The sequence below is a fragment of the Bacteroides xylanisolvens XB1A genome, assembly GCF_000210075.1.
GTDB lineage: Bacteria > Bacteroidota > Bacteroidia > Bacteroidales > Bacteroidaceae > Bacteroides > Bacteroides xylanisolvens.
Map to the genome: position 1 here is coordinate 1,257,330 of NC_021017.1, position 23,660 is coordinate 1,280,989.

Genomic DNA, 23,660 nt, shown 5'->3' on the forward strand with positions numbered 1-23,660 from the left:
TTTATGGAAGAGAATACAGAACAGCGAGTAGATTTAACTCTCTTTTCCGAGAAGATACAAGAGTTGAAAGACCGGATTGCTTCCGTCATAGTTGGGCAGGAGCAGACAGTCGATTTGGTACTGACAGCGATTTTGGCTAATGGACACGTATTGATAGAAGGTGTTCCGGGAGTTGCGAAGACACTGTTGGCCCGTTTGACAGCTCGTCTGATTGATGCAGACTTCAGTCGTGTCCAGTTCACTCCGGACTTAATGCCGAGTGACGTATTAGGTACGACTGTGTTTAATATGAAAACCAATGGTTTTGATTTTCATCAGGGACCGATTTTTGCAGATATTGTATTGGTCGATGAAATCAACCGTGCTCCTGCCAAGACACAGGCTGCCTTGTTTGAGGTAATGGAAGAGCGCCAGATCAGTATTGATGGAACGACTCACCGGATGGGAGATCTTTATACGATTTTGGCTACCCAGAATCCGGTAGAGCAGGAGGGAACATACAAACTTCCCGAAGCACAGCTCGACCGTTTTCTGATGAAGATAACGATGGATTATCCTTCATTGGAAGAGGAAGTGAATATCTTGGAACGTCATCATACCAATGCCGCATTGGTGAAGTTGGACGACATCGTTCCCGCTATTACCAAAGAAGAACTGCTGTCGCTTCGTGCTTTTATGAATCAGGTATTTGTAGACCGCACGTTACTTCAATATATCGCATTGATTGTACAGCAGACCCGTACCAGCAAAGCTGTATATTTGGGAGCTTCTCCACGTGCATCTGTAGCCATGCTGCAATCGTCGAAAGCGTATGCTCTTTTGCAGGGACGTGATTTTGTGACACCGGAAGATATCAAGTTTGTAGCTCCTTATGTACTTCAGCACCGTCTGATCCTGACTGCCGAAGCTGAAATGGAAGGCTATTCTCCAGTGAAAGTGACGCAACGCTTAATTGATAAAGTGGAAGTACCAAAATGAAAAGATTTATGATTTATGAATTCTGATTTATGATTTGGGCTGCGCGTTGGATGTCTGACTCTATTCATAACATAAATCGAAGAAATCATAAATCGTAAATTATAAACTGTACGTAAATTGTAAGTTGAAGAAATCGTAAACCCAAGAAATTATAAATCATAAATCATAAATCATTTGTTTCTAACTCGTCGTTTCCATATTGCCCTTGTCGTAGTTATCCTGTTGTTGGGTAGCGGATATGTTTTTGCTCCGTTCTTTGTTATCGGGCAGTGGGCACTCTTTGTCTTGCTTTTGGTGGTACTGGCAGACGTATATTCTCTTTATCGTATTCGTGGAATCCATGCTTTCCGCCAGTGTGCCGACCGTTTCTCTAATGGCGACGAAAATGAAGTAAGTATTCGGGTAGAAAGTAGTTATCCGCATCCTGTATCTTTAGAAATCATAGATGAGATCCCTTTTATCTTTCAGAAACGTGATGTCGACTTTCAGGTGAAGCTTGGAGCAAACGAGGGAAAAACAGTTACCTATCGTCTTCGACCTACTCATCGTGGTGTTTACTCTTTCGGTCATATTAGAGTTTTTGTGACCGGAAAAATCGGCTTTATATCCCGGCGCTATACTTGTGCAGAACCTTTGGATATCAAAGTGTACCCGTCATATCTGATGCTCCATCAATATGAATTGTTGGCAATAAGTGATAATCTGACAGAACTGGGAATAAAACGTATTCGCCGGGTTGGGCATCATACGGAGTTTGAGCAGATTAAAGAGTATGTAAAGGGGGATGATTACCGTACGATTAACTGGAAAGCAAGTGCCCGTCGGCATGAACTTATGGTGAATGTGTATCAGGACGAACGCTCACAGCAGATTTATAATGTGATCGATAAAGGTAGAGTGATGCAGCAAGCTTTCTGTGGAATGACCTTGCTGGATTATGCAATTAATGCTTCGCTGGTGCTTTCGTATGTTGCCATGCGGAAAGAAGATAAAGCCGGATTAGTGACTTTCGATGAACACTTCGATACTTTTGTGCCTGCTTCCAAGCAATCGGGATATATGCAGACATTGCTGGAAAGTCTTTATAGCCAGCAGACCACTTTTGGGGAGACAGACTTCTCGGCTCTTTGCGTTCATTTGAACAAACATGTCAGTAAACGTAGCCTGCTGGTACTATATACTAACTTCTCGAGCATAGGAGGAATGAACCGTCAATTATCTTACCTGAAACAACTAAACCGCCAGCACCGTTTGCTCGTAGTCTTTTTTGAAGATGTCGATTTGAAGGAATATATCGCCCAACCGGCAAAAGATACGGAAGGGTATTATCGGCACGTGATTGCAGAAAAGTTCGCTTACGAGAAGCGGCTGATTGTATCTACTTTGAAACAACATGGCATCTATTCTTTATTAACTACACCGGAGAATCTTTCGATTGATGTGATTAATAAGTATCTGGAGATGAAGTCACGACAGTTGCTTTAGACATAAGAACAAAAGAACATATTTTTGTAGTTTTTTGTACTTATGTTCTTTTGTCTGAAAAAATGTGTCAAAGAGTGATGGCTTTCCGTGTTTCCACAAAGAAGAATATAGCCATTCCAATGATGATAATTCCCAGTATCCCATAGAAGAGTCTTGCCCGGTTGCGTCCTACATTCCGGACAATGGTTTGTGCGTTGCGCGTTGTAAAGAACCAGTCCCAGTTCAGCAATGACGCCAGCAGGGAGACGATTCCTGCTAGCGCAAAGATTCCTTGTACGATATATTGTCCGGTCATAGTCTGATTACTCTATTTCCGTCTTCCAGTTCTTCAATCGTTACTTTTACGGCATTTCCCGGAAGTAATTCTTCTACCAGTTCCGGCCATTCAATAAAGCAGAGAGCGCCACTGTAGAAATAGTCTTCGTAGCCCATGTCGTACACTTCACTTAGTTTCTTGATGCGGTAAAAATCGAAGTGATAGATTAATTCTCCGGTTTCGTCCGAACGGTATTCGTTGACAATGGCAAAAGTAGGAGAAGTGATAACATCCGTTACGCCCAATGCTTCGCAAAGTGCTTTGACGAATGTCGTTTTGCCGGCACCCATCTTTCCGTATAAAGCAAATACAGTGTTGTCGCCCATAGCAGCGATAAATTCACGGGCTGCTTCATGGATACTTTCCAGTGATTGAATTTTGATTTCCATATACTATCTATTATTATGACTTTTTCCTGCAACAACTCTTTCCGATTTTACAAACAGCGTAAATCAGGATAGAGAAGAATATGATGGAAGCTCCCGAAGGGACTTTCCAGTGATAAGAAATAAATAATCCACCCAGGCAGCCCAAGAAACCGATGCCGATTGATAACCAGATAATCTTCTTGAAACTATAAGTGAACAAGTTGGCTGTCATCTGTGGAATGGTGAGAAGAGAAATGGCCAGTACGATGCCTACCATACGCAGGCAGGCTACAATTGTCAGCGCAATGAACATCATCAACACATATTCGAATATCTCTACCGGAATCTTTTGCGAACGTGCAAACTCACGGTCAAAAGCAATATATACGATAGGGCGGATAAACAGATAAAAGAATCCGGTCAATATTAGTGCCAATATGCCGAGCATCCATAAGTCGATTTGGTTGATGGTCAGGATATTGCCAAAGAGGTAAGCCGACAGGTCAGGCGCAAATCCCGGCGACAGGAAGCTGAACATAATTCCGAGTGCCATCCCTAACGTCCAGAATACTGCAATGGCAGAATCTTCGCGCATATCTTTCCGTCTGCTAAGCCACTCGACACCAAAAGCTGATAATACCGAGAATACGGCTGCCGATAGTATCGGGGAAATTCCGGCAAACAATCCTAACCCGATTCCTCCGAAAGAAGCATGAGTGATTCCTCCGCTGATAAATACCAGGCGGCGGGTTACGATATATGTACCGATAATCCCACAGGCAATGCTTGCCAGCAGACTTCCCAATAGGGCGTGTTGAAAGAATGTATATTGTAGTAAATCCATCACCTCTCATCTGCTTTTTTTACTTCTACGTTTCTTCTTTCTCCGATAATCAGAAAAACTTCGTCTTTGAGATCATCCGGTAATTCAATGCCACGGAGCTGAAGGCTACGTATCCATCCGGCCACTTCTACATCCAGTGTCGTATACAATACATCCCGAAACATTTCTGTTTCTTCTTCTGTATACGCATCTCCTGCCTTGCCAATGAACTGATCCAGTTCTTCGTCATCGTAATATTCTATTTTTTTGCTGACAGCTGCCAGCAGGCTATCCCGTTCGCATACTTCGTGTTGTCCGCAGCATTCCACATCTACTTCCTTCACTTCCGGCATACGGTCCAGTTCGCCCTTTTCTATTTTCTTTTGCAGTCTTTTGTTGCGGATAATTCCGGCTATCAGCGCAATGACACCCAGCAACACCAGACTTATAATAAGTATCCACATGACAATATAACAGTTACCAATCAATTTTGTGCAAAGTTACTTATAAATTTGCATTCTATCATGTATGCTATCTATTTCTTTCGTACTTTTGTATGTTACCTACAAAATAAACATTGGCGGGTGAATTAAATTTCACCAATCAATGAAAATGACTTAAGATATTTGAAGTACAATGAAGAGAGATTATTTACTATTAGCGTTACTGTTGGTTGGAAATATTACTTTTGCCCAATCTCCTATTGAGAGGGCCTTGAATACAATCAACCGTTCCTCTGCCGAAGCTACTATCAATTTTTTGGCTAGTGATGAATTGCAAGGGCGTGAGGCGGGGTTTCACGGTTCGCGTGTGACTTCGGAATATATTGTTTCTTTGTTGCAATGGATGGGAGTATCGCCTTTGGCTGACAGCTATTTCCAGCCTTTTGATGCTTACCGTAAAGAACGTCAGAAAAAAGGACGTCTGGAAGTACATCCTGATTCCATAGCAAAACTGAAACAGGAAGTTCATCAGAAGCTTACCATGAGGAATGTATTGGGAATGATTCCCGGTAAAAATACCAAAGAATATGTGATTGTGGGGGCTCATTTCGACCATTTAGGTATTGATCCTGTACTTGATGGCGACCAAATATACAATGGTGCTGACGATAATGCTTCCGGTGTATCGGCAGTGCTGCAAATTGCAAGAGCCTTTTTAGCCAGTGGACAGCAACCCGAAAGAAATGTAATCTTTGCTTTTTGGGATGGAGAAGAAAAAGGACTGCTTGGCTCTAAATATTTTGTACAAACTTGTCCTTTCCTATCTCAAATCAAAGGCTATCTGAACTTTGACATGATTGGCCGTAATAACAAACCTCAACAGCCTAAACAGGTCGTTTATTTTTATACAGCCGCCCATCCGGTCTTTGAGGATTGGTTGAAAGAGGATATCAGAAAATACGGTTTGCAATTGGAACCGGATTACCGCGCCTGGGAAAATCCGATAGGAGGAAGTGATAATGGTTCGTTTGCCAAAGTAGGTATTCCGATCATCTGGTATCATACGGACGGGCATCCTGATTATCACCAGCCTTCCGATCATGCTGACCGATTGAATTGGGATAAGGTCGTAGAAATCACTAAAGCCTCTTTTCTCAATATGTGGAAGATGGCAAATGAGAAGTCTTTTTAATGAAGCAGATAAAATACAATCCTGATAATTAATGGGAAAAGTCAGGATTGTATTTCTTATTTTTTGAGTATTCTTTTTAAATAGTCGATAGGTGGCAAATTCACAGTCTCAAAACTTCCTTTATAAAATACTGCAAAATTATTAAAAACACACGGTAACTCTTTTGCTTTCTGTAGCGTATCTACTTGAATAAAAGAAACAGGGACATCATTTGTTTCACAATATTGTTTGATCATTTCAATGTATTTATAGATGTAGGGGCATTGCATATCATAATAAATCGTCAGTTCCTCACTTTCTATTTTCAGATTTTTGGCATTTGGCGCAAATTGCGGTACTGTTCCGTCGAAAGAAAGAGCAAGCAATTCATATCCGTTATCAGTAGTGTCAACCACCTCAAAACCAAATTTCTTTGCAAATGATTGGTCGGAAAGCCAGCTCTTCTGTTTTTTTGCCCCAAGCATACAAATGCCGGATCTACCTTTTTCTTTGGCATCAGCTATACAGTACTCTATTAATGCTTTCCCATATCCGTTTCCTTGGGGGCTACCTAGCACCCATAAACAATACAGATAATAATAGTTGTCGCCGATGACGGGAACCCAAGCTGTTTCAAGAGGGGCATATTCAATAAAAACAGTAGCTTTGGCGTTTAACTTTCTAAAGACATGGCCTTCATTCAGCCGGTCAGAAAGCCATTGCCGTTTTGCTTCAATACCAGGATGAGACTTTTTGCTGCGGATAATGCAGCATAAATGCTCATTAGAAAGATTTTCTGTTGTTAAGTTTGTAAAGTCAGTATTCATATACACCTTTGTTTCAAGTTAGATATTATCAATCGGATAGTGTAGTAATTGTAATACTTGATTAGCCCGGTTGACAGATAAGCAAATACAAATGTAGTGAATTTTGCGGATAATCTCTGTTGGGTGACTATGGAAATCACAAAGACTTTTTATACATCTGCAGAGGATGTTGAACGAGAACTCATGCGAATGTAAAACTTCATTGCCTAACTTAGGATTAGATTGACCGCAGTTCTACCTAATCTGAAGCGAGACAATGAAGTTTATAAAAATAAAAAGATAACAGATATATAATATTAAGGTCGATATATTTGTAAGCTCAAAGAGTTGTTCTTTTATCTTTTTATTATTCTACAGGTTGTGCGCCGGTGTCGCCTTCAATCTTCCATCCCGGGTTCTGATAAACGACTGAACTTGTAAAATCATTCTTATCCGAGGCTGTCTGACGAAATACAGCCATACCTATCGGATTCAGATAATGAGCAGGTGTAAAGAGGAATCCCTTCTGCCCGGCAATCAGATTATTCTTCGTGATTTTTTCGTATGGAAGAATATATTTACTTAAATCAGGTGAGGACATATTACCTTCTGCCGGATCTACTTTACATAAATCTGCCAGTTGCGTTTCATAGTTGCTTCCCCAGTATAGCATACCTTCTACACGGTAAGGTTTGGATATCAACTGGTCGCATGCACGCCAGCGTTTCAAGTCTTCCCAGCGCAAAGCTTCTGCACAAAGTTCGTTACGGCGTTCACGGCGGATATTATATAACGTCGCGTCTATCAATTGGCCATGAGAATAAGCACCGAAATCGCCTTTAGCCTCTTCGCTCATCTGTGTTGCAGCGATTGTCTTATTATAGTCTTCGTCCACTTTGGCGCGTCGGCGTAAAGCTTTCCAATATCCGTCGGCTGTTCCGTCGATTCTACCATTTTTTTCATACGAAGCTTCCATGTAAATCAACATGGCTTCTGCCGCACGGAAAACAATACCACCTGATGTTCCCGCACTATGGTCATTTGCCATGTGACTGGAGTAGTGTTTGCCTTTTTTGATGATGAATCCGGTTGTTGCCAAACTTCCTTTATCGCCATAAATGAAACGGATTGAGCAATAACTGGGAGTTCCGTCATCACCGTAATAATTCACATCACCTTTATTTTCAGTGTTGGCATCACCCGGCTTTTTGGTAAAGATAACAATGCGTGAATCACGATTCTGTAAAGTGGAATTTACTCCTTCTTTCTCCCAATCGGGATTATAATCGGAACCGGCTGCATAGATGGGAAGCCCATTGCGCATCAGGAATGAATTGACCATGCCACGAGTCCATCCGGAACCACCGCCATTGCGTGCCAACTCCATTTGCAAGTTGCTGGTTACCAATCCTTCCTTGAACTGTTTCCACATCAGTATTTCATCATATCCTTCCATGTTTTCATCGCAGAACATGGTGTAGTAAGGATTGATGGAAACCAGACTGGCGTTCATACCTTCGGGGGTATCGGTATTGTCTGCCAGTTTTCCGACGATATAGTCGCCTACCACTTTTGATGACTTCATTGCTTCATCAAGAAAATAAGCCACTTCTGCATCACTATTAAAACCGCTTACATCTGCGGGATTACCCGGCCATCCTTTTCCACCGGGTACAAAAGCTGTTCCTTTGTGATACTTTTCCCAAGTTGCTTCGAAGAGGGCAACGCGTGCACGTAGCAAGTGAGCTACGTTTTTGCTGATGCGATTCTTGCCACCGGGACTTTTATCAAGCAACAATTCTGTTGCTTTTTGCAAATCGTCCAGAATGAAGCGTGCCACCTTATTACGCGGCTGGCGCTTGCTGGATTCCACCAAGGTCTCTTCTATGTCGGGCAATGCAGTAGTGATAATAGGCAGATCTCCTAAAGAAACCAGTAATTTATAATAATTGTATGCCCGGATCACGTACATTTCTCCGATATAATGCTTCACATTATCCTGATTGCCGGTAATAGTGCCGGCTTCGAATTTCGGTAAAGTATTATCAAAGAAATAGTTGCAGGTTCGTATTTTACTCCAGTCCCATTCGCCTTCACCTGACGGCACCTTCTTTTGCCCGGGTATCCAGAAGGCCGGTGAGTCACCACTGGCTTGGTTATCAGTATCATTATCTTTGCCGAAGAAATTGATGCCATACGCATCGGTCACTGTTTCAAATGGGTAAGCATTGATTGTGTATGCAGCCAGATCACTTTCGGATGCAAAATATTTTTCGGGAATTACTTTATCCAGTGGTTCCCTGTCGAGAAAATCATTGCAACCGGTCAGTCCGCCCAATAGCAATGTTCCTATTGTCAAAAGTTTAATATGTTTTTTCATAATCGTTTATCATTTAAAATGTTGCACTTAAACCGAATGATACAGTCTTGGATAGCGGATAGGTACATCCGTCCCAGTTGCCGATGCCAACAGTTTCGGGGTCAAACGTATCGGCCAGACTGGTAATAGTAAATAAATTCTCTGCTGAAACAAAGAATCGCAGATTGTTTACGCAGAATTTCTCTGTCAAAGATTTAGGTAATGTATAACCTAAAGTAACGTTTTTCAGACGGCAGTAAGCCGCATTTTGCAAATATCGGGTCTGTGGATTACGGTTTCTATCATTCTCGAGAGGACGCGGATAATAACCACCCAGGTTAGCTCCTAGCGGATTAGTCGTATCTTCTCCGCGGAAATAGTCCAGATGAGGTTTGAAAAAGTTGGTTTGCCAGTAGCCTACTGCTCCCCAGAACATTGTAGAACCACTCCCCGGCATATAATCACGTTTCATCGTTCCTTGGAAAAATAATTTAAGGTCGAACCCTTTCCAGGCGGCATCCAGATTCAAACCAAAGTTGTAGCGTGGTGTACTGTTGCCTATTTTCTTCAAATCACCATGATCAGCCAGTGTTTTGTTACCTCTGCTGATCTGGCCGTCACCGTTCAAATCCGCATACATGATGTCACCTGCTCCCCAGCCGGAACCGAGTACATCCTGTGCGCCATTGGGCATACCGGCCAAATGATCTTTCATCTCTTGATCGGTCTTTGCGATGCCGATTGTTTGGAATCCCCATATATCACCTACGTGAGCACCTGCATAATACGTATTATTATTGTCTTTATCTAAAATTGTGTTTGACGGATTGGGGTATTTATCAATAACCACTTGATTGTCTGACAAAGATAAGGTAACTCCATACTTAAAGTCGCGTATCTGGTCGCGCCAGTTCACCTGTATTTCCCAACCTTTGGAAGTCATATCGAGGTTGTTTACTTTGGGAACGGCAATGCCTAAGAGGTTGGGTAGTTCGGGGGCGGGGCCTACCATGTTTTTAGATTTACGCTGGAAATAGTCGAATGTTACATTCAAACGATTGTTGAGCATAGATAAGTCGAAACCTAAATCCAGTGTTTGCGTCTTTTCCCATGTCAGTAAGGAAGATACCAGCGCAGATTCTTTGGAAATATTTGGTTTTACGCCATTTACCAGCCAACTGCCTAGTGCGTAATTGCCCCATTGGTCTTTGTTAATATCAATAGTTCGATAGAATGGATACCAGTTATCTGTGTTTTGGTTGCCCAATTCACCCCATGAACCACGTATCTTGAATGTGCTGATTAAATCGGTCAGATCTTCAAAAAATGCTTCACGGGCCATGTTCCATCCTAAGGAGAATGATGGGAACAGATTCCAGCGGTTATCTCGAAGGAAACGTGAAGTGCCGTCATATCTCATATTTACTTCAGCCAGATAACGTCCTTTGTAGTCGTAATTAACACGTCCGAAGAAGCCGGCTGTAGCCCATTCGGAGTACCCTCCTCTGTTTTGTGCATTTGTCTGCGTGGTGTTCAAGGTAGCCACTTCCGACATGATACCGTCTTGGGAAGCGGTAATATCACGTTGTTTGAATAGTTCGCTCTGAAAACCCAGCATCACTTTAAAGTTGTGCCCGCTTTCTAATGATTTGCCGTATTCGGTAAAGATGTTCGGATTGAAGAAATTACTCTTATAAGCATATTCTGTAACGCTGGAAGTTTGATTGGCAATAATGTAGGGATTTTTACTCACATCATAACCATAAACGGTTTGATAATCGGTATGGTTGAAATTATAGTTGGAACGGTAGTTCAATTCTACGTTAATTTTCCAGTCTTTGATGGGTTCCACGATGAAAGCAAGCTGGTGTGCCATCACGTCTTTTTGTGATTTATATCGGCCTCCTTCTGTTAATTGGTAAATCTTGGATTCGACAGTATAGAATCCGTTTGGGTCTACTACCGGAATGACAGGCCAGTAGCGGCATACATCGAAATAGAATACATTACTTTTGATATCGCCTCCGGCAAATGAAGGAGCTTCATAATCCGTCCGGTTAAAACGCATACTATAGCTTATTTTCAACCATTTGGTTAAGTCCGCATTGATTTTTGCAGTAAAGGAGTAGCGTTGTTTGTTATCATCTCCAAACTTCAAGAGACCTCCTTGGTCCAGATAATTCGCAGAAAGATAATATTGTATTTTATCCGTTCCACCATTTACGCTCAATGAATGCTCGTGGGTAAAGCTATTACCAAATAACGTTTTTAACCAGTCGGTATTGCCGGTAGGCATCACGTCTTGCCGTTGGGGATCATCGAATGAATTCCATCTTCCCGCATCGGTCGGCCACATATATTGTGTGCTTTTTCCTGCCTGAAAATCCAGAATTTGTTGAAGTTTGGTGGCGCTATACATGGGAGTCTGTCCACCATTAGTTAACTGGTCATTGACTGCCAGAGCAAAATTGTATGAATCCGCCATTTCAGGCATATTCAAGGGAGATACAAAACGGAAGTTGTTATTATAGTTAACTACCGTTTTTCCCGACTTACCTTTCTTTGTTGTAATCAGGATGACTCCACCTGGTGCCCGCGAGCCATAAATGGAGGAAGCGGCTGCATCTTTCAGTACAGAAATATTCTCAATGTCCTGTGGATTGATAGCGTTCATGTCTCCCTCCATACCGTCAATGAGCACCAATGGTTCTACCTTTGAACCAGCTCCAATTGTTCCAACACCACGAATATTGAATTTTTTGTCTGAACCTAAGGAGCCACCACCATCACCAGTAGAGATATTCATACCCGGAACCATACCTTGCAAAGCTTCTATGGTAGAGTTAACGGGACGTGCCGAAATTTCTTTTGCTCCTACCGTAGATACAGATCCTGTTACATTCACTTTCTTTTGTGTGCCAAAAGCAACCACAACAACTTCATCCAATGTTTGTGTATTGTCTTTAAGGATGATATTCAATGATTGTCCTGTGAATTTGATTTCTTGAGTCTGATAACCAACAAAAGAGACTACAATAATATCTCCGGTTTTTACATTGTTTAAAGAGAAGTCACCGTTGATTCCGGTGATTGTACCGTTCGTCGTACCTTTGGCTACGACGGATGCACCGATGATGGTTTCACCTGCTGCATCTTTTACTACACCCTTACAAGTAGTACCCTGTTGTACAACGGAAACTTTTAGAGTGCTTTCACCAGTTTCCGGATAAGCTGCTTCTACTGACATTGTCAGTAGGAACAACAACATACTAACTGACTTTAGTTGTTTTAACATAGCATTGAATTTAGAGTTTTTCCTAGAATCCGGAATTACTTTTAATAAGTTCTTTCAGAACTTATTCCGTGCGTAAAACGTTGGATTCAAAGCCTTAAATTCAAAAAAAGAGTCATCTTTTAAGCGATCTTTTCTACTTGTTTTATACCCATTTTATATCTATTTCGTACCTGTTTGTGTTAGATGAAATAACAAGGATGATGAAATAAACAAGTAGTTTCATTTCAATATGAAGATAAAATACGGCTTTGGGTATTCTTAAAAAGAAAAAATGAATGAGAATTTGATATTATTTTTGAAAATACATGCTATGTATTAAAATATATTATATATTTGTGCCGTTAATTCTAATTTTATAAACCATCCTAGTTCTGAAAGAACTTATTTTTTCATCATTGATTACTGAACCTTAAAAGTGTCCTCCAATTGTAAGAGAGCTGTTTATTTGTGAGTTAGCTATTATCATTAATATGATTCCCGTACAGACTTATATACATAACTAGAATTTGGTAGATACCAATATCTGTATAAACAGTTGGGGCAGGTGTTTTTTTATTAGATTTACTTAGACAAATATGTGTTGGCTATGGAGTATCTATCATTACATCCGGCAATAAATAGCAGATGGCAACAGACGAAACAGGATAGTTACATATCTCCATCTTTTGGAAATGAAAGCTACTTTTTTCTTTTTAGAAATAGCCTTTTTAATTTGTTTCACAGCTTTATCAACGGGAGTAACCCAAAACAATCCTTCTCCTTTTGCCATAGCGGTGTCTACAAATCCGGGACGAATATCGGTAGTGTAAATAGAATAAGGAGATTTAGTTGCTTTTTGTCGTAATCCTTCCATATAGTTGATTTGATAGGCTTTCGACGCATTGTAGGCGGGAGCGATGCCACTGCCGCGTGTACCTCCAACAGAGGAAATAGTAACCAGATGCCCGCTTTTTTGCTGTTCGAAATATCGGAAACCCCAGTCTGCGATGTTGGTGAATCCTATCACGTTCGTTAGTAAGGTAGGTTCTTCCAATTGGTAGGAGAGTTCGGGATTTAGTTCTCCGGTCCCGGCACAGATAATCAATATATCCATTCCACCCATCTTTTGAGTGAGAGTTTTGAGGGATGAAATGGTAGCTTGTGTATCGGTGATGTCGCACACTTGATAGAATAGTTTGTCTTTGTCCCGGGCGCATACCTCTTCTAATAGATTTTCCCTGCGACCGGTAATGCCGATAAGATAATCTTCTTGAGAATAGACTTCTGCCAATCCGCGACCGATGCCGGAAGTTGCACCTATAATTATAATTTTTTTCATGAAATACAATATACTTTGTTTGCCCGCAAAAGTAAGGGTAGGGAATAAATAAACTCTTGATTGAAATCAAGAATTTATTTTTGTACGACTTTTCTTCGGATACGACTTAATGTTTCGGGACGAATCAGAAGATAGGAAGCCAGTTCTTTTAAAGTTATCAGTTTCAGTAAGTCGGGACAACGGTTGATAATTTCAAGATAGCGTTCTTCCGGTGTCAGGCTGTACATTGAAATCATCCGGTCGTAGACTTCCCACAATAACGTTTCTGCGATGCGACGCCCCAATTTTTGGTGAGCGTCGTTGGTATCGTAGAAGTCTGCCATTTGCTGATAATTGATTACGTATACCGAGCAGTCACACAAGGCTTGTATATCTACATTTGATTTGTCCTGTAACTGAAAAGCCGGATAGTTGCCAACAAAAGAATGATCGAAAGTATAGCCTACAATGCTGTTTTCGCCTACACTGTTGGTGCAACAGTACCGGAAAGAACCGGAACTGACGAACCCCATTGTTTTGCATACTTCTCCCTGGCGGGAAAAGTAGTCTCCTTTCTTATAATAGGTCTGCTTCCCCTGTTGTAATACAAAATCTACAATAGGGGAGTAGTTGATGTGGGAAGTATATTTGTTGAAATCTTCCACAGCGTATGAAAATTAGCCTTCGTTTATAACCTGAAATCCGGCCTGTTTCAAATCTTCCCAGTATCCGGGATATGATTTGGTAACGACTTGCGGATCGGCAATAAGTAAATTGGGATGGCGGATAATTGCCGGTGCAAATGCCATTGCCATCCGATGGTCTTCATAGGTTTCAATCACCGGAGTTTCTTCCGGTTCACATCGTTCGCCATTCCACATTAATATACTGTCATTTTCTTCCTTGATCATATATCCCAGCTTTTTAAGCTCGGCTCGCAGGGCGGCAATACGGTCAGTCTCTTTTATTTTCAGGCTTTGTAATCCGGTGAAACGGAAAGGGATATTCAGCAAGGCACAGGTAACAACGAATGTCTGTGCCAAATCCGGAATGTCGACAAAGTCTTCTTCCAGTCTTTCCGGCGCTTTGCCTGTTTTTTTTAGTTTCACACCTTGTGATGTAAATTCGGTAGTTATACCTAAGCGTGAGAAAACTTCTGCTCCCCGGCTATCTCCCTGATAACTGTTAGGAAACAACCCCAATAATTCAATTTCTGCTTTGGGAGATAAGGCAGCAATCTGATACCAATAGGAAGCTGCGCTCCAGTCACTTTCCACTTTGAAAGGAATGCTCTGATAGAGTTGTGGAGCAACGGAAATGCTATTGGGAGAAGTCCATGCAGCTTTGGCTCCAAAGTCCTGCATCAGTTGCAATGTAAGATTGATATAAGGACGGGAAATTATCTCACCGCTTAAATGCAAAGTCAAACCGTCTTTGAGTGCCGGACCTATCATCAATAGAGCAGATATATATTGGGAACTGACATTTCCTTTCAGTGTTATTTCGTTTCCTTTCAATTCTGCACCTTTGATGCGGAGGGGAGGATATCCTTCATTGCGGGTATACTCTATTTCAGCTCCTAATTCCCGAAGCGCATTGACTAATATCTGTATCGGGCGTTGCTGCATACGGGCTGTTCCTGTGATTGTCCGTTCCCCCGGAGTCACACTTAAATAGGCGGTAAGGAAACGCATAGCAGTGCCCGCAGCCATGATGTCAATCGTCTCTTTCCCTTCGGTGAGAGCTTTTATCATCACCTGTGTATCGTCACAATCGGACAGGTTTTCAGGAGGATAAATACCTTTGCCCAGCGCATTGATGATTAATGCACGATTACTGATACTTTTAGAAGCCGGCAACTGGATAGTTGCTGTTACTACTGAAGGAGGGATGAGTTTATAGAGCATCATTTCTATTTTCTTTGGTTTGAGATGACAAAAATAGACATAAATTGGTATATATGCAGTTATAAAGTCAGAAAAACAATAGAAAATTTAGAATGGGAAAATTACAATCGTATTTGAAGTAGAGGATAAAATCTCAAGAAATTACAATTGTATTTAAAATAAATGCTATATTTGTGATGTATTGCAATCGTATTTAAAAAGAAGTAGAATGAAAATACCTCGCATAATTAAACAAAGAAACACTTATGTTGACCGCATAAGACCTTTCATGAGGAAAACATTGGTAAAAGTGATGGTCGGTCATCGTCGTGTCGGTAAAAGCTTTATTTTGTATCAACTCATGGAGTTGATACGGAAAGAAGAGAGTGATGCGAATATTATCTATATAAATAAGGAAGATGTCAATTTCATAGATATAAAGACTTATAAAGAACTGAATGATTATATTCTTTCAAAATCGGTAGATGATAGAATGAACTATATTTTTGTCGATGAAATACAGGAAATACAAGATTTCAGGTTGGCTATCCGTTCGTTGGCATTGGATGATAATAATGATATATATGTGACAGGCAGTAATTCAGAGATATTTTCCAGTGATTTAGCGAATGAATTGGGAGGTCGGTATGTTGAATTTGTGGTTTATAGTTTGTCGTATATTGAATTTCTGGATTTCCATGAACTGGAGAATACGGATGCGTCATTGGAGAAATATATTCATTATGGAGGATTGCCTTATCTGATACATTTGCCGATGGAAGAACCTGTTGTTATGGAGTATTTGAGGAGCATTTACTCTACCATTATATTAAAAGATGTGATTCAGAGAAAGAATATAAGGAATACGGTCTTTTTGGAACAACTAGTTTCGTTCTTGGCAGGTAACATTGGCAACTTATTTTCCAGCAAGAGTATTAGTGATTTTCTGAAAAGTCAGAAAGTGGATATTTCTCCTTATGTTGTGAGTGAGTATGCGATGGCATTATCGGATGCTTTTATTGTACATAGGGTAGGAAGGTATGATATTGCCGGAAAGAAATTATTCGAAAGAGGGGAGAAGTATTATTTTGAGAATATGGGGATTCGTAATGTGATTACGGGGTACAAGCCACAGGACAGAGCGATGCGTTTGGAGAACTTGGTTTATAATCATTTGGTATATAGTGGATATGATGTAAAAATCGGGACATTGGGTACGGAAGAAATAGATTTTGTCTGTAAACGGAATGGAGAGATTCTCTATGTGCAAGTCTCTCTTGAACTTTCTAAACAGGAAACTATTGAAAGAGAATTCGGGAATTTATTGAAGATTAAAGATAATTATCCGAAAGTGGTAGTGTCCGGAGAAAAAATGTTTGAAAATACTTATGAAGGGATAGAACATATTTATATTAGAGACTTCTTGTCTTCTGTTTTGTTACATTCCATTACTCGTGTCATTTAATCAAAGAACAACTGTTTTTTCTTTTATAAATAAGTATGATGAAAATACCGAATATACGTTTACTCAACCAACAGTTATTAAGTCCTCTTTTCTTTCAACCCAAGGAACTTGTGTCCTGGATGGGAGCTATGCAGGCACAGAATTATTCCATGGTGAAATGGGCAGTAGGAATGCGTTTGAAGTCAGCAACGATTCAAACTGTGGAAAAAGCGCTCCGTGATGGTGAAATCCTGCGGACTCATGTAATGCGTCCGACATGGCATCTCGTAGCAGCAGAAGATATCCGGTGGATGTTGAAACTTTCCGCCGGGCGTATTATATCTGCTAATGAGTCTTATGCGAAGGGGCATGACTTGGAAATTTCTGAAGAGCTCTATACGAAAAGTCATAATCTGTTGGAGAAAATTCTTTGTGGGAAGAAAAGCCTGACGAGGCAGGAGATTGCCGAGCATTTTAACCGTTCGGGGATTGTAGCGGATAATCATCGTATGACCCGCTTTATGGCTCGTGCGGAGCAGGTGGGGATTGTATGTAGTGGGGAAGATAAAGGAAGTAAATGTACGTATGCGCTTTTGGAAGAGCGTGTTCCGCCGATGCCGGAATTGACCAAAGATGAATCTTTGGCTCGTTTGGCTAGAAGCTATTTTCGTAGTCATGCTCCTGCTGTTTTGCAAGATTTTGTCTGGTGGTCGGGGCTGCCTATTACAGATGCACGTCAAGCTATTTATTTGATTGATTCGGAATTAACGGCAGAAGAATGGAATGGACAGACATGGTATATTCATGAAGATTGCCGGACTCGTGGAAAAGTTACCGGCAGTTTGCATCTTCTTCCTTCTTATGATGAATATTTGCTTGGTTATAAAGACCGGACAGACGTTTTGCCTAAAGAGCATTACTCGAAAGCATTTACCAATAATGGTCTGTTTTATCCGATTGTTCTTCATGAAGGACAAGTGATAGGAAACTGGGATAAGTCTGTTAAAAAGAGAGGCTCATTGATAGAACATTCATGGTTCCGGTTGGATGATTGTGTCGATGAAGGTGCGTTGGATCGTGAGAAAGATAAGTATATACGGTTTTGGCGATAATATGAGAAAACGTATATTTTATCGTTGCATAATTCCATATATGCAGGATATATTTAGGTATGAGTTGAAAATGAGAAGGATTTGCTGTTTTCGAATTTAGAAAAGAAATAAATCGATTGCGTTTTGGAACAATTTGTTTTAGTCTATGTTTTTTATAGAATAGATGTGTAGAACTTTCCTTTATTTTATTTCAAATTGATATATGGAGTGTTGGCAGCTTCAAGTGTAGGTTAGCTCTGGGATAGCACTTAAAATAAAGTTTTATATGCTCCTTTTAAAGGAATAAAGTGTTTCTCACCGATCAATGAGTCGTTCCTTTAAAAGGAACTGGTTATTCCTTTTAAAGAAACGATTGTCAATAAGTTTATTTATAGTGTATCTTTTGACTGTTTTTATGTAAAAAACTCCTCTGGAACTGTATATTCTTGCATTATTTTATACAACAGAACTGCTGGAAGAGGAAATCCGTGTGATGCTATTTATACTCATCATATTAAAAATAGAACATTTAAAGTAAGATATACTACCATATTTATATTATAAAGAGCTTTCTCTCTATTTAAATAAATAGCATCAGGACTGATTTTTATTTGTTTATTTGCCTTTTTGCCCATTCCAGTCTTCGTTGATCGGCTAATGGAGTCACTTTAAATTCTTCGAATGTAGCGGTGAACCCTTTCCCGTCCGGACAAGCTCCCATTAATCCTACCATGACAGGACAATTATCTTGCAACCAACAAGTGCGCATCATAATATATTCTTTGTCATCACGTGAGAAAAATATTTCTACTGCATCCAGGCGACGGACTGCTTTTATCCATATAGAGCGGGGAGCATCCGGCAATTGTACTACACTCCAGTCACTGGTTCGGTGTGTAACTACGGCACTTACATTCTGTTTGCCATCAATGTATTCCACACCTGCTTTTATCCAGTTTTCATGGTCGATGCGCAGCATTAATCCCATTTGGTCAAAGGTGGTGACATAGTTGCCGGTTATCTTTACTTTGGCTTCAAATTCTCCACCATAAGTCGCATAATAGAAAGGTCCGTCGTCCACTGTGAACCCATAATGAGAAATCCTCCAAAAGTCTGTTTTTGCAGGAACATCCATCACTAAGGTTTTGCCATCTTTTATTTCCCATTGTTGAGGCTCGTTCAGCCAATTCATTTTATTCAAACTTTGTGCCATAGAAGAAGTTGTTACTGCCATAAAGGCTATTGACATCATTTTGATTTTTAAATGTTTCATGATCATTTCTTATTTGATTATCTTTGTGGTGCAAAGATAGGTCATACCTCCGTGTGCAACAATACTGAATAATAACCATTTTATAAGATGGACGTATTACAAAAGGAAATAGATGAAGTTTATGCGACACAACTGATAGCCGATGAAATATTGGACAATGGAGTTGTAGAGCAACATCAACGCTTTATTCATTCATTGACGGAGATTAATGGTGGATGTGCTGTTATTTCAGATCTTTCGAATAGGAAAAGTTACATTGCCGTTCATCCTTGGGCGCATTTTCTAGGCTTAACTCCCGAAGAAGCTGCTTTGAGTGTGATTGATTCTATGGATGAAGATTGTATTTATCGGCGTATTCATCCTGAAGACTTGGTAGAAAAGCGGTTATTGGAGTATCAGTTTTTTCAGAAGACCTTTTCGATGTCTTCCGAAGAACGGTTGAAGTACCGGGGAAGATGCAGAATACGTATGATGAATGAGAAAGGAGTCTATCAGTATATTGATAACCTAGTGCAGATAATGGAAAATACTCCTTCCGGAAGTGTATGGTTGATTTTTTGTCTTTATACCTTGTCTGCAGATCAACGAACGGAGCAGGGGATATATCCCACTATTACCCATATGGAACGTGGAGAAGTCGAAACCCTCTTTCTTTCGGAAGAACATCGCAATATCCTATCCGAACGCGAAAAGGAAATACTTCGCTGTATACGTAAAGGACTATCTAGTAAAGAAATTGCAGCTGCCCTTTATATTAGTGTGAATACAGTCAATCGACACCGCCAGAATATTTTGGAGAAACTCTCTGTCGGTAATTCGATAGAAGCGTGTCGGGCTGCTGAATTGATGAAACTGTTGGATTTGTAATCCAATAAGATGGCATTATTTACTGATTTCTTTCTTCAGATTCGAAGCTTATCTGAAGAAAGAACAGAACTTATTTAAAACCAAAGCAGCAACTCATCAAATCTTTTCACCTGTTTCAGATGGTCATGTGTGAATGTGTCTACTACTTCATGTTTCCACATCACTTCAAAAGGAATATGTATGCCATATCCTCCCAGCGATAGAACAGGTTGAATGTCCGATTTCAGAGAATTGCCAATCATGACAAATTCGGAAGGAGCAATCTGTAAGATATTCAACATTCGTTGATATTCTTTCTCTGTTTTATCGGACATCACTTCAATGTGATCGAAATAAGAGGCTAATCCGGAACGTCCCAGCTTATTCTCCTGATCGAGCAAATCTCCTTTAGTGGCAACTACTAATTTGTATTTTCCTTTCTCTTTCAATACTTTAAGCGTTTCTTTTACTCCCGGCAATAGTTCAATTGGCATTTTCAGTAATGATTTGCCTAATTCAATAATATGTTGGATGTCTGTTCCTGAAATCTTTTGTCCACTCACATGCAAAGCTGTCTCTACCATAGAAATGGTGAAAGCTTTGGCTCCATATCCGAGATATTTCAGATTATTCATTTCTGTTTGAAATAAAGCGGCTGAAATATCTTCAGAAGTGCCATAAGGCTTTAATAGGTCTGTATATTGTTTCTCTATTTCCTGGAAAAAAGGTTCATTGCTCCACAAGGTATCGTCTGCATCAAAAGCAATGACTTTAATAAGTTCTTTCATCGGTTTTCGTCGTTAATGGTGAATTTTAGATCATTTGTTTGGTATTTCGTATGCAAAGTTACAATAAAAAGAGGAATAAAGGCAGACGGTTTGTTTTTAGAACCGAATCTCCATTTAATTTCATAGAAATCTCTATCTTTGTTACTCGTTTTTTTGAGTTTGAATTTTAATTGGATATACAATAATGAAAATAGGAGATAAAATACGCTTTCTTAGTGAGGTAGGCGGTGGAATCGTAACTGGATTCCAGGGAAAGGATTTTGTGTTGGTAGAAGATGCAGATGGGTTTGATATTCCGATGCCGATACGCGAGTGTGTCGTGATTGAAACAGATGACTATAATATGAGGCGTAAACCCGGTTCGTCTGTGCCGAAACCGGAAGAACCTGTTAAACCGGTAAAACCGGAGATGCCTGTTATTCAACGTCAGCCGGAGGTGCGTGGAGGAGATACTTTGAATGTATTTCTGGCTTATGTGCCCGAAGACGCAAAAGCGATGATGACTACTCCTTTTGAAACTTATCTGGTAAATGATAGCAATTATTATTTGTATTACACTTATTTGAGTGCAGAAGGAAAAGCATGGAAGAACCGTTCGCACGGTTTGGTGGAGCCTAATACAAAATTGCTGTTGGAAGAGTTCACCAAAGATGTACTGAATGATATGGAGCGGGTGGCTGTTCAGTTGATCGCCTTCAAGGACGGTAAGCCTGCGGCTATCAAACCGGCTGTTAGTGTGGAGATACGGATCGATACCGTGAAGTTCTATAAACTTCATACCTTTAGCGATTCTGATTTCTTTGAAGAACCGGCTTTGATTTATGACATTGTGAAAGATGATATGCCTGCCAAACAAGTATATGTTTCGGCGGAGGAGATTCAAGAGGCTCTGCTGCAGAAGAAATCTGTAGATAAACCGAAGTCACAACCTATTGTGAAACCAAACCATACTACTCATGGCGGAAAGAGCGGAATTATTGAAATAGATCTTCATATTGATTCTTTGCTGGATGATACTCAAGGGATGGGCAATGCTGAAATACTGAATTATCAATTGGATAAGTTTCGCGAAGTGATGGAAACTTATAAGAATAAGCGTGAACAGAAGATTGTCTTTATTCACGGCAAGGGAGATGGGGTACTTCGAAAGGCTGTCATTGATGAATTGAAACGGAAATATAGTAATTGCCGTTATCAGGATGCTTCTTTCCAGGAATATGGGTTTGGGGCTACGATGGTAACTATTAAATAATAGTATAAAAAAAAGTGGAAGCCAACCGGCTTCCACCCTCTCTCTCTTTTACATATTAATCATTTTACTTATTCAGTTCAATACCTTTATTCTGTAAAGTGATATTCATCAAAGCTGCATACTTGGCGTACTGTTCAGCACTAAGAGTCTTTCTCATCAGTTTCAAGTTACCATAAACAGCGTTGCGCAATTTTGCTTCTTTATCTTTCTTCGCTGTTGTGGCTCTTGACATCTGTGTGGAGAAATAATCGCAAATATTGGCTACTTCTTCACTCTGATCGGAGTTTAACTTTAAATATTTGCCTAGTTTACTTACATTGATGTTACCTTCCCATTTTGCAGTTGTAGGCTGATTTCCGGCTGCAAATGTTGAAGCAGCAAGGCAGAGCGCTGCCACTAATGTTAATCCTAAACGTTTCATAATACCTACTTTTTTAATTGTTATACCTAAAAACTATTCCTAAAAACAAATCTAATACCTATTGAAAATACTGTCTAAGCGCTTAGTTTTTTCTTTTTACCTATGCAAATATAAGAATATGTTTTATAGCATAAAAATAAAGAAAAGGAAAAGATTCTTTTTAGGCTGATTTCTTGATGTAAGTCAAGAGATGATCTGCTTTTTGATATAAAAATACCTTTTTATGAAACATTTTTGTAATACGTGTGCGAAAACGATAGTAGAGTATTTCTCTATTTTAGGATTTATTGCTGTTAAAATGATATTGAGCAAAGGAATGTGACTAGGAACGGAACGCTGAAATCGACAACAAAGCCATGGAAGATGGAAATGATTACAAATTCCTTTCCCGAATATCGGGTAATGATAGGAAGAGTGGTATCCATCGTTGTGGCTCCACCAACAGAAATAGGAGCTAGCTTTCCAAAATATTTCACTAATAAGGGTGCACACAGCAAAGCGATAATTTCACGCATGATATTGGAAAGTAATGCGATAGTTCCCAATTCGGGACCTTTATATTCGGTGATAAATATGCTGGAGAGCGAGTAATAACCAAATCCGGCTCCAACTGCCATACAGTCTAAAGGACTTCGCTGGCTCATAAAAGCTCCCGCTATGGCGCAGCCTGCTAATGTGCCGAGTATCGTCATGATAGGAAGGAATACAAGCCGGGGATTCAGGGACCGAAAACTCTTCAGGGTGTTCGGATCGTTACCGATGCTGATACCTACGCAGAACATGAGTCCGCAGAGGGCATAGTAACTAAGTTTACTGTCGGTGAAGTCGTATGGGATAAGATGGTAAACTCCACAAAGAGTGCCGATAATGAAAAAAGAGACAATAATCAAACTACCTTTCATGCTTTTGTCTCCTTTCCTTTACTATATAATAGGTACCACAACCCCCATGCGCATAGAGTACTTCCTATGACCGCAGCTACCGTGATGATAACAGCTTCCAGTCCAAGAGTGTGTAATCCTTTGATGATAGATTCATTACCCCCTACATCTATTCCGAGAAGAAAGAGAAGAATCCATATAAGGAGAGTGATTATCTTGTGTATCCATGATAGTCTTTTACTGCGTAACAAGTAGCCAAGAAGCATGCCTGTCAGCATAATTCCAATAATGATAAACATAGTTAGTGCCTGCTTTTTGGCTGCAAAGATAGTATTAAATGTAAATCTTGGCTAATCTCTTCTACGATTTCTTTCATGGCTATTGACAGACATTCGACCATATCATCCACGCAAGCGGCATTGACAGACGGTGAATCT

The 23,660-nt window shown here is 40.2% G+C and carries 22 protein-coding genes; 7 read left to right on the forward strand and 15 right to left on the reverse strand.

Annotated elements, in window-relative coordinates; all coding sequences use genetic code 11:
• Positions 1-3 precede the first annotated feature (3 nt).
• Together BXY_RS05245 and BXY_RS05250 are read left to right on the forward strand one after the other, a co-directional pair.
• Positions 4-978 carry an AAA family ATPase gene (locus BXY_RS05245; protein ID WP_015531362.1) on the forward strand — a complete coding sequence of 325 codons (975 nt, stop codon included), beginning with the start codon at positions 4-6 and terminating at the stop codon, positions 976-978.
• 174 nt (positions 979-1,152) lie between these two features.
• Entirely contained in the window at positions 1,153-2,463 is a 1,311-nt protein-coding gene (locus tag BXY_RS05250) for a DUF58 domain-containing protein (protein WP_004323474.1), read from the forward strand.
• A gap of 67 nt (positions 2,464-2,530) precedes the next feature.
• On the opposite strand, the gene BXY_RS05255 is transcribed toward BXY_RS05250, so the two are convergent.
• From BXY_RS05255 to BXY_RS05270, 4 genes are read right to left on the reverse strand one after another with little or no spacing between them, the layout of a single operon-like run.
• On the reverse strand, positions 2,531-2,758 hold the full coding sequence (locus tag BXY_RS05255) for an immunity 17 family protein (RefSeq protein WP_004307942.1): 228 nt from the start codon (positions 2,756-2,758) through the stop codon (positions 2,531-2,533).
• Positions 2,755-3,168: a tRNA (adenosine(37)-N6)-threonylcarbamoyltransferase complex ATPase subunit type 1 TsaE gene (gene tsaE / locus BXY_RS05260; protein WP_015531363.1), complete on the reverse strand. Its 414-nt coding sequence runs from the start codon at positions 3,166-3,168 to the stop codon at positions 2,755-2,757. Before tsaE ends, BXY_RS05255 begins: the two co-directional genes overlap by 4 nt.
• Before the next feature lie 13 nt (positions 3,169-3,181).
• Entirely contained in the window at positions 3,182-3,991 is an 810-nt protein-coding gene (locus tag BXY_RS05265) for a metal ABC transporter permease (protein ID WP_004307944.1), read from the reverse strand.
• Positions 3,991-4,434 (reverse strand): hypothetical protein, encoded by a 444-nt coding sequence (locus BXY_RS05270; RefSeq protein ID WP_009040871.1) that lies wholly within the window; start codon positions 4,432-4,434, stop codon positions 3,991-3,993. Before BXY_RS05270 ends, BXY_RS05265 begins: the two co-directional genes overlap by 1 nt.
• A 172-nt stretch (positions 4,435-4,606) precedes the next feature.
• On the opposite strand from BXY_RS05270, the gene BXY_RS05275 reads away from it, so the two are divergent.
• Positions 4,607-5,605: a M28 family metallopeptidase gene (locus BXY_RS05275; RefSeq protein WP_015531364.1), complete on the forward strand. Its 999-nt coding sequence runs from the start codon at positions 4,607-4,609 to the stop codon at positions 5,603-5,605.
• 56 nt (positions 5,606-5,661) lie between these two features.
• Here BXY_RS05275 and BXY_RS05280 read toward each other — a convergent pair whose 3' ends face one another.
• The 6 genes from BXY_RS05280 to aroA all read right to left on the reverse strand — a co-directional run bounded on the left by BXY_RS05280 (position 5,662) and on the right by aroA (position 15,248).
• Positions 5,662-6,411 carry an N-acetyltransferase gene (locus BXY_RS05280; protein ID WP_015531365.1) on the reverse strand — a complete coding sequence of 250 codons (750 nt, stop codon included), beginning with the start codon at positions 6,409-6,411 and terminating at the stop codon, positions 5,662-5,664.
• A 346-nt stretch (positions 6,412-6,757) separates the two neighbouring features.
• On the reverse strand, positions 6,758-8,770 hold the full coding sequence (locus tag BXY_RS05285; protein ID WP_008018909.1) for a RagB/SusD family nutrient uptake outer membrane protein: 2,013 nt from the start codon (positions 8,768-8,770) through the stop codon (positions 6,758-6,760).
• Positions 8,771-8,783: 13 nt separating this feature from the next.
• Positions 8,784-12,017, reverse strand: a complete 3,234-nt coding sequence (locus tag BXY_RS05290; RefSeq protein ID WP_008018912.1) for a SusC/RagA family TonB-linked outer membrane protein — start codon at positions 12,015-12,017, stop codon at positions 8,784-8,786.
• A 628-nt stretch (positions 12,018-12,645) separates the two neighbouring features.
• Complete coding sequence (locus BXY_RS05295; RefSeq protein WP_015531366.1) at positions 12,646-13,362, reverse strand: SDR family NAD(P)-dependent oxidoreductase; 717 nt, start codon at positions 13,360-13,362, stop codon at positions 12,646-12,648.
• Positions 13,363-13,436: 74 nt separating this feature from the next.
• The gene (locus BXY_RS05300) at positions 13,437-14,006 is read right to left on the reverse strand and encodes a Crp/Fnr family transcriptional regulator (protein WP_004306591.1); all 570 of its coding nucleotides are present in this window, start codon (positions 14,004-14,006) and stop codon (positions 13,437-13,439) included.
• Positions 14,007-14,018: 12 nt separating this feature from the next.
• Positions 14,019-15,248, reverse strand: coding sequence for a 3-phosphoshikimate 1-carboxyvinyltransferase (aroA, locus tag BXY_RS05305; RefSeq protein ID WP_074705902.1), 1,230 nt, complete (start codon positions 15,246-15,248; stop codon positions 14,019-14,021).
• Positions 15,249-15,456: 208 nt separating this feature from the next.
• On the opposite strand from aroA, the gene BXY_RS05310 reads away from it, so the two are divergent.
• Positions 15,457-16,692 (forward strand): ATP-binding protein, encoded by a 1,236-nt coding sequence (locus BXY_RS05310; protein ID WP_004299291.1) that lies wholly within the window; start codon positions 15,457-15,459, stop codon positions 16,690-16,692.
• Positions 16,693-16,730: 38 nt separating this feature from the next.
• Positions 16,731-17,783: a winged helix DNA-binding domain-containing protein gene (locus BXY_RS05315; protein ID WP_004307951.1), complete on the forward strand. Its 1,053-nt coding sequence runs from the start codon at positions 16,731-16,733 to the stop codon at positions 17,781-17,783.
• A gap of 586 nt (positions 17,784-18,369) precedes the next feature.
• Here the strand turns inward: BXY_RS05315 and BXY_RS05320 are convergent.
• On the reverse strand, positions 18,370-19,041 hold the full coding sequence (locus BXY_RS05320) for a DUF1349 domain-containing protein (RefSeq protein WP_015531369.1): 672 nt from the start codon (positions 19,039-19,041) through the stop codon (positions 18,370-18,372).
• 81 nt (positions 19,042-19,122) lie between these two features.
• Here BXY_RS05320 and BXY_RS05325 point away from each other — a divergent pair, with 81 nt between their 5' ends.
• Positions 19,123-19,902, forward strand: a complete 780-nt coding sequence (locus BXY_RS05325) for a response regulator transcription factor (protein ID WP_004306596.1) — start codon at positions 19,123-19,125, stop codon at positions 19,900-19,902.
• A 74-nt stretch (positions 19,903-19,976) separates the two neighbouring features.
• On the opposite strand, the gene BXY_RS05330 is transcribed toward BXY_RS05325, so the two are convergent.
• Complete coding sequence (locus BXY_RS05330; protein ID WP_004299303.1) at positions 19,977-20,669, reverse strand: HAD family hydrolase; 693 nt, start codon at positions 20,667-20,669, stop codon at positions 19,977-19,979.
• A 184-nt stretch (positions 20,670-20,853) separates the two neighbouring features.
• Here BXY_RS05330 and BXY_RS05335 point away from each other — a divergent pair, with 184 nt between their 5' ends.
• Positions 20,854-21,921 carry a DUF2027 domain-containing protein gene (locus BXY_RS05335; protein WP_015531370.1) on the forward strand — a complete coding sequence of 356 codons (1,068 nt, stop codon included), beginning with the start codon at positions 20,854-20,856 and terminating at the stop codon, positions 21,919-21,921.
• A 64-nt stretch (positions 21,922-21,985) separates the two neighbouring features.
• Here BXY_RS05335 and BXY_RS05340 read toward each other — a convergent pair whose 3' ends face one another.
• The 3 genes from BXY_RS05340 to BXY_RS05350 form a co-directional block, all read right to left on the reverse strand.
• Positions 21,986-22,342, reverse strand: a complete 357-nt coding sequence (locus tag BXY_RS05340; protein WP_004316265.1) for a hypothetical protein — start codon at positions 22,340-22,342, stop codon at positions 21,986-21,988.
• Between the two features lie 293 nt (positions 22,343-22,635).
• A complete protein-coding gene (locus tag BXY_RS05345; protein ID WP_004307956.1) occupies positions 22,636-23,244 on the reverse strand; it encodes a LysO family transporter in 609 nt (202 codons plus the stop codon).
• Positions 23,241-23,522, reverse strand: a complete 282-nt coding sequence (locus BXY_RS05350; RefSeq protein WP_004307957.1) for a LysO family transporter — start codon at positions 23,520-23,522, stop codon at positions 23,241-23,243. The genes BXY_RS05345 and BXY_RS05350 overlap by 4 nt, the downstream gene beginning before the upstream one ends.
• Between the last annotated feature and the right edge of the window lie 138 nt (positions 23,523-23,660).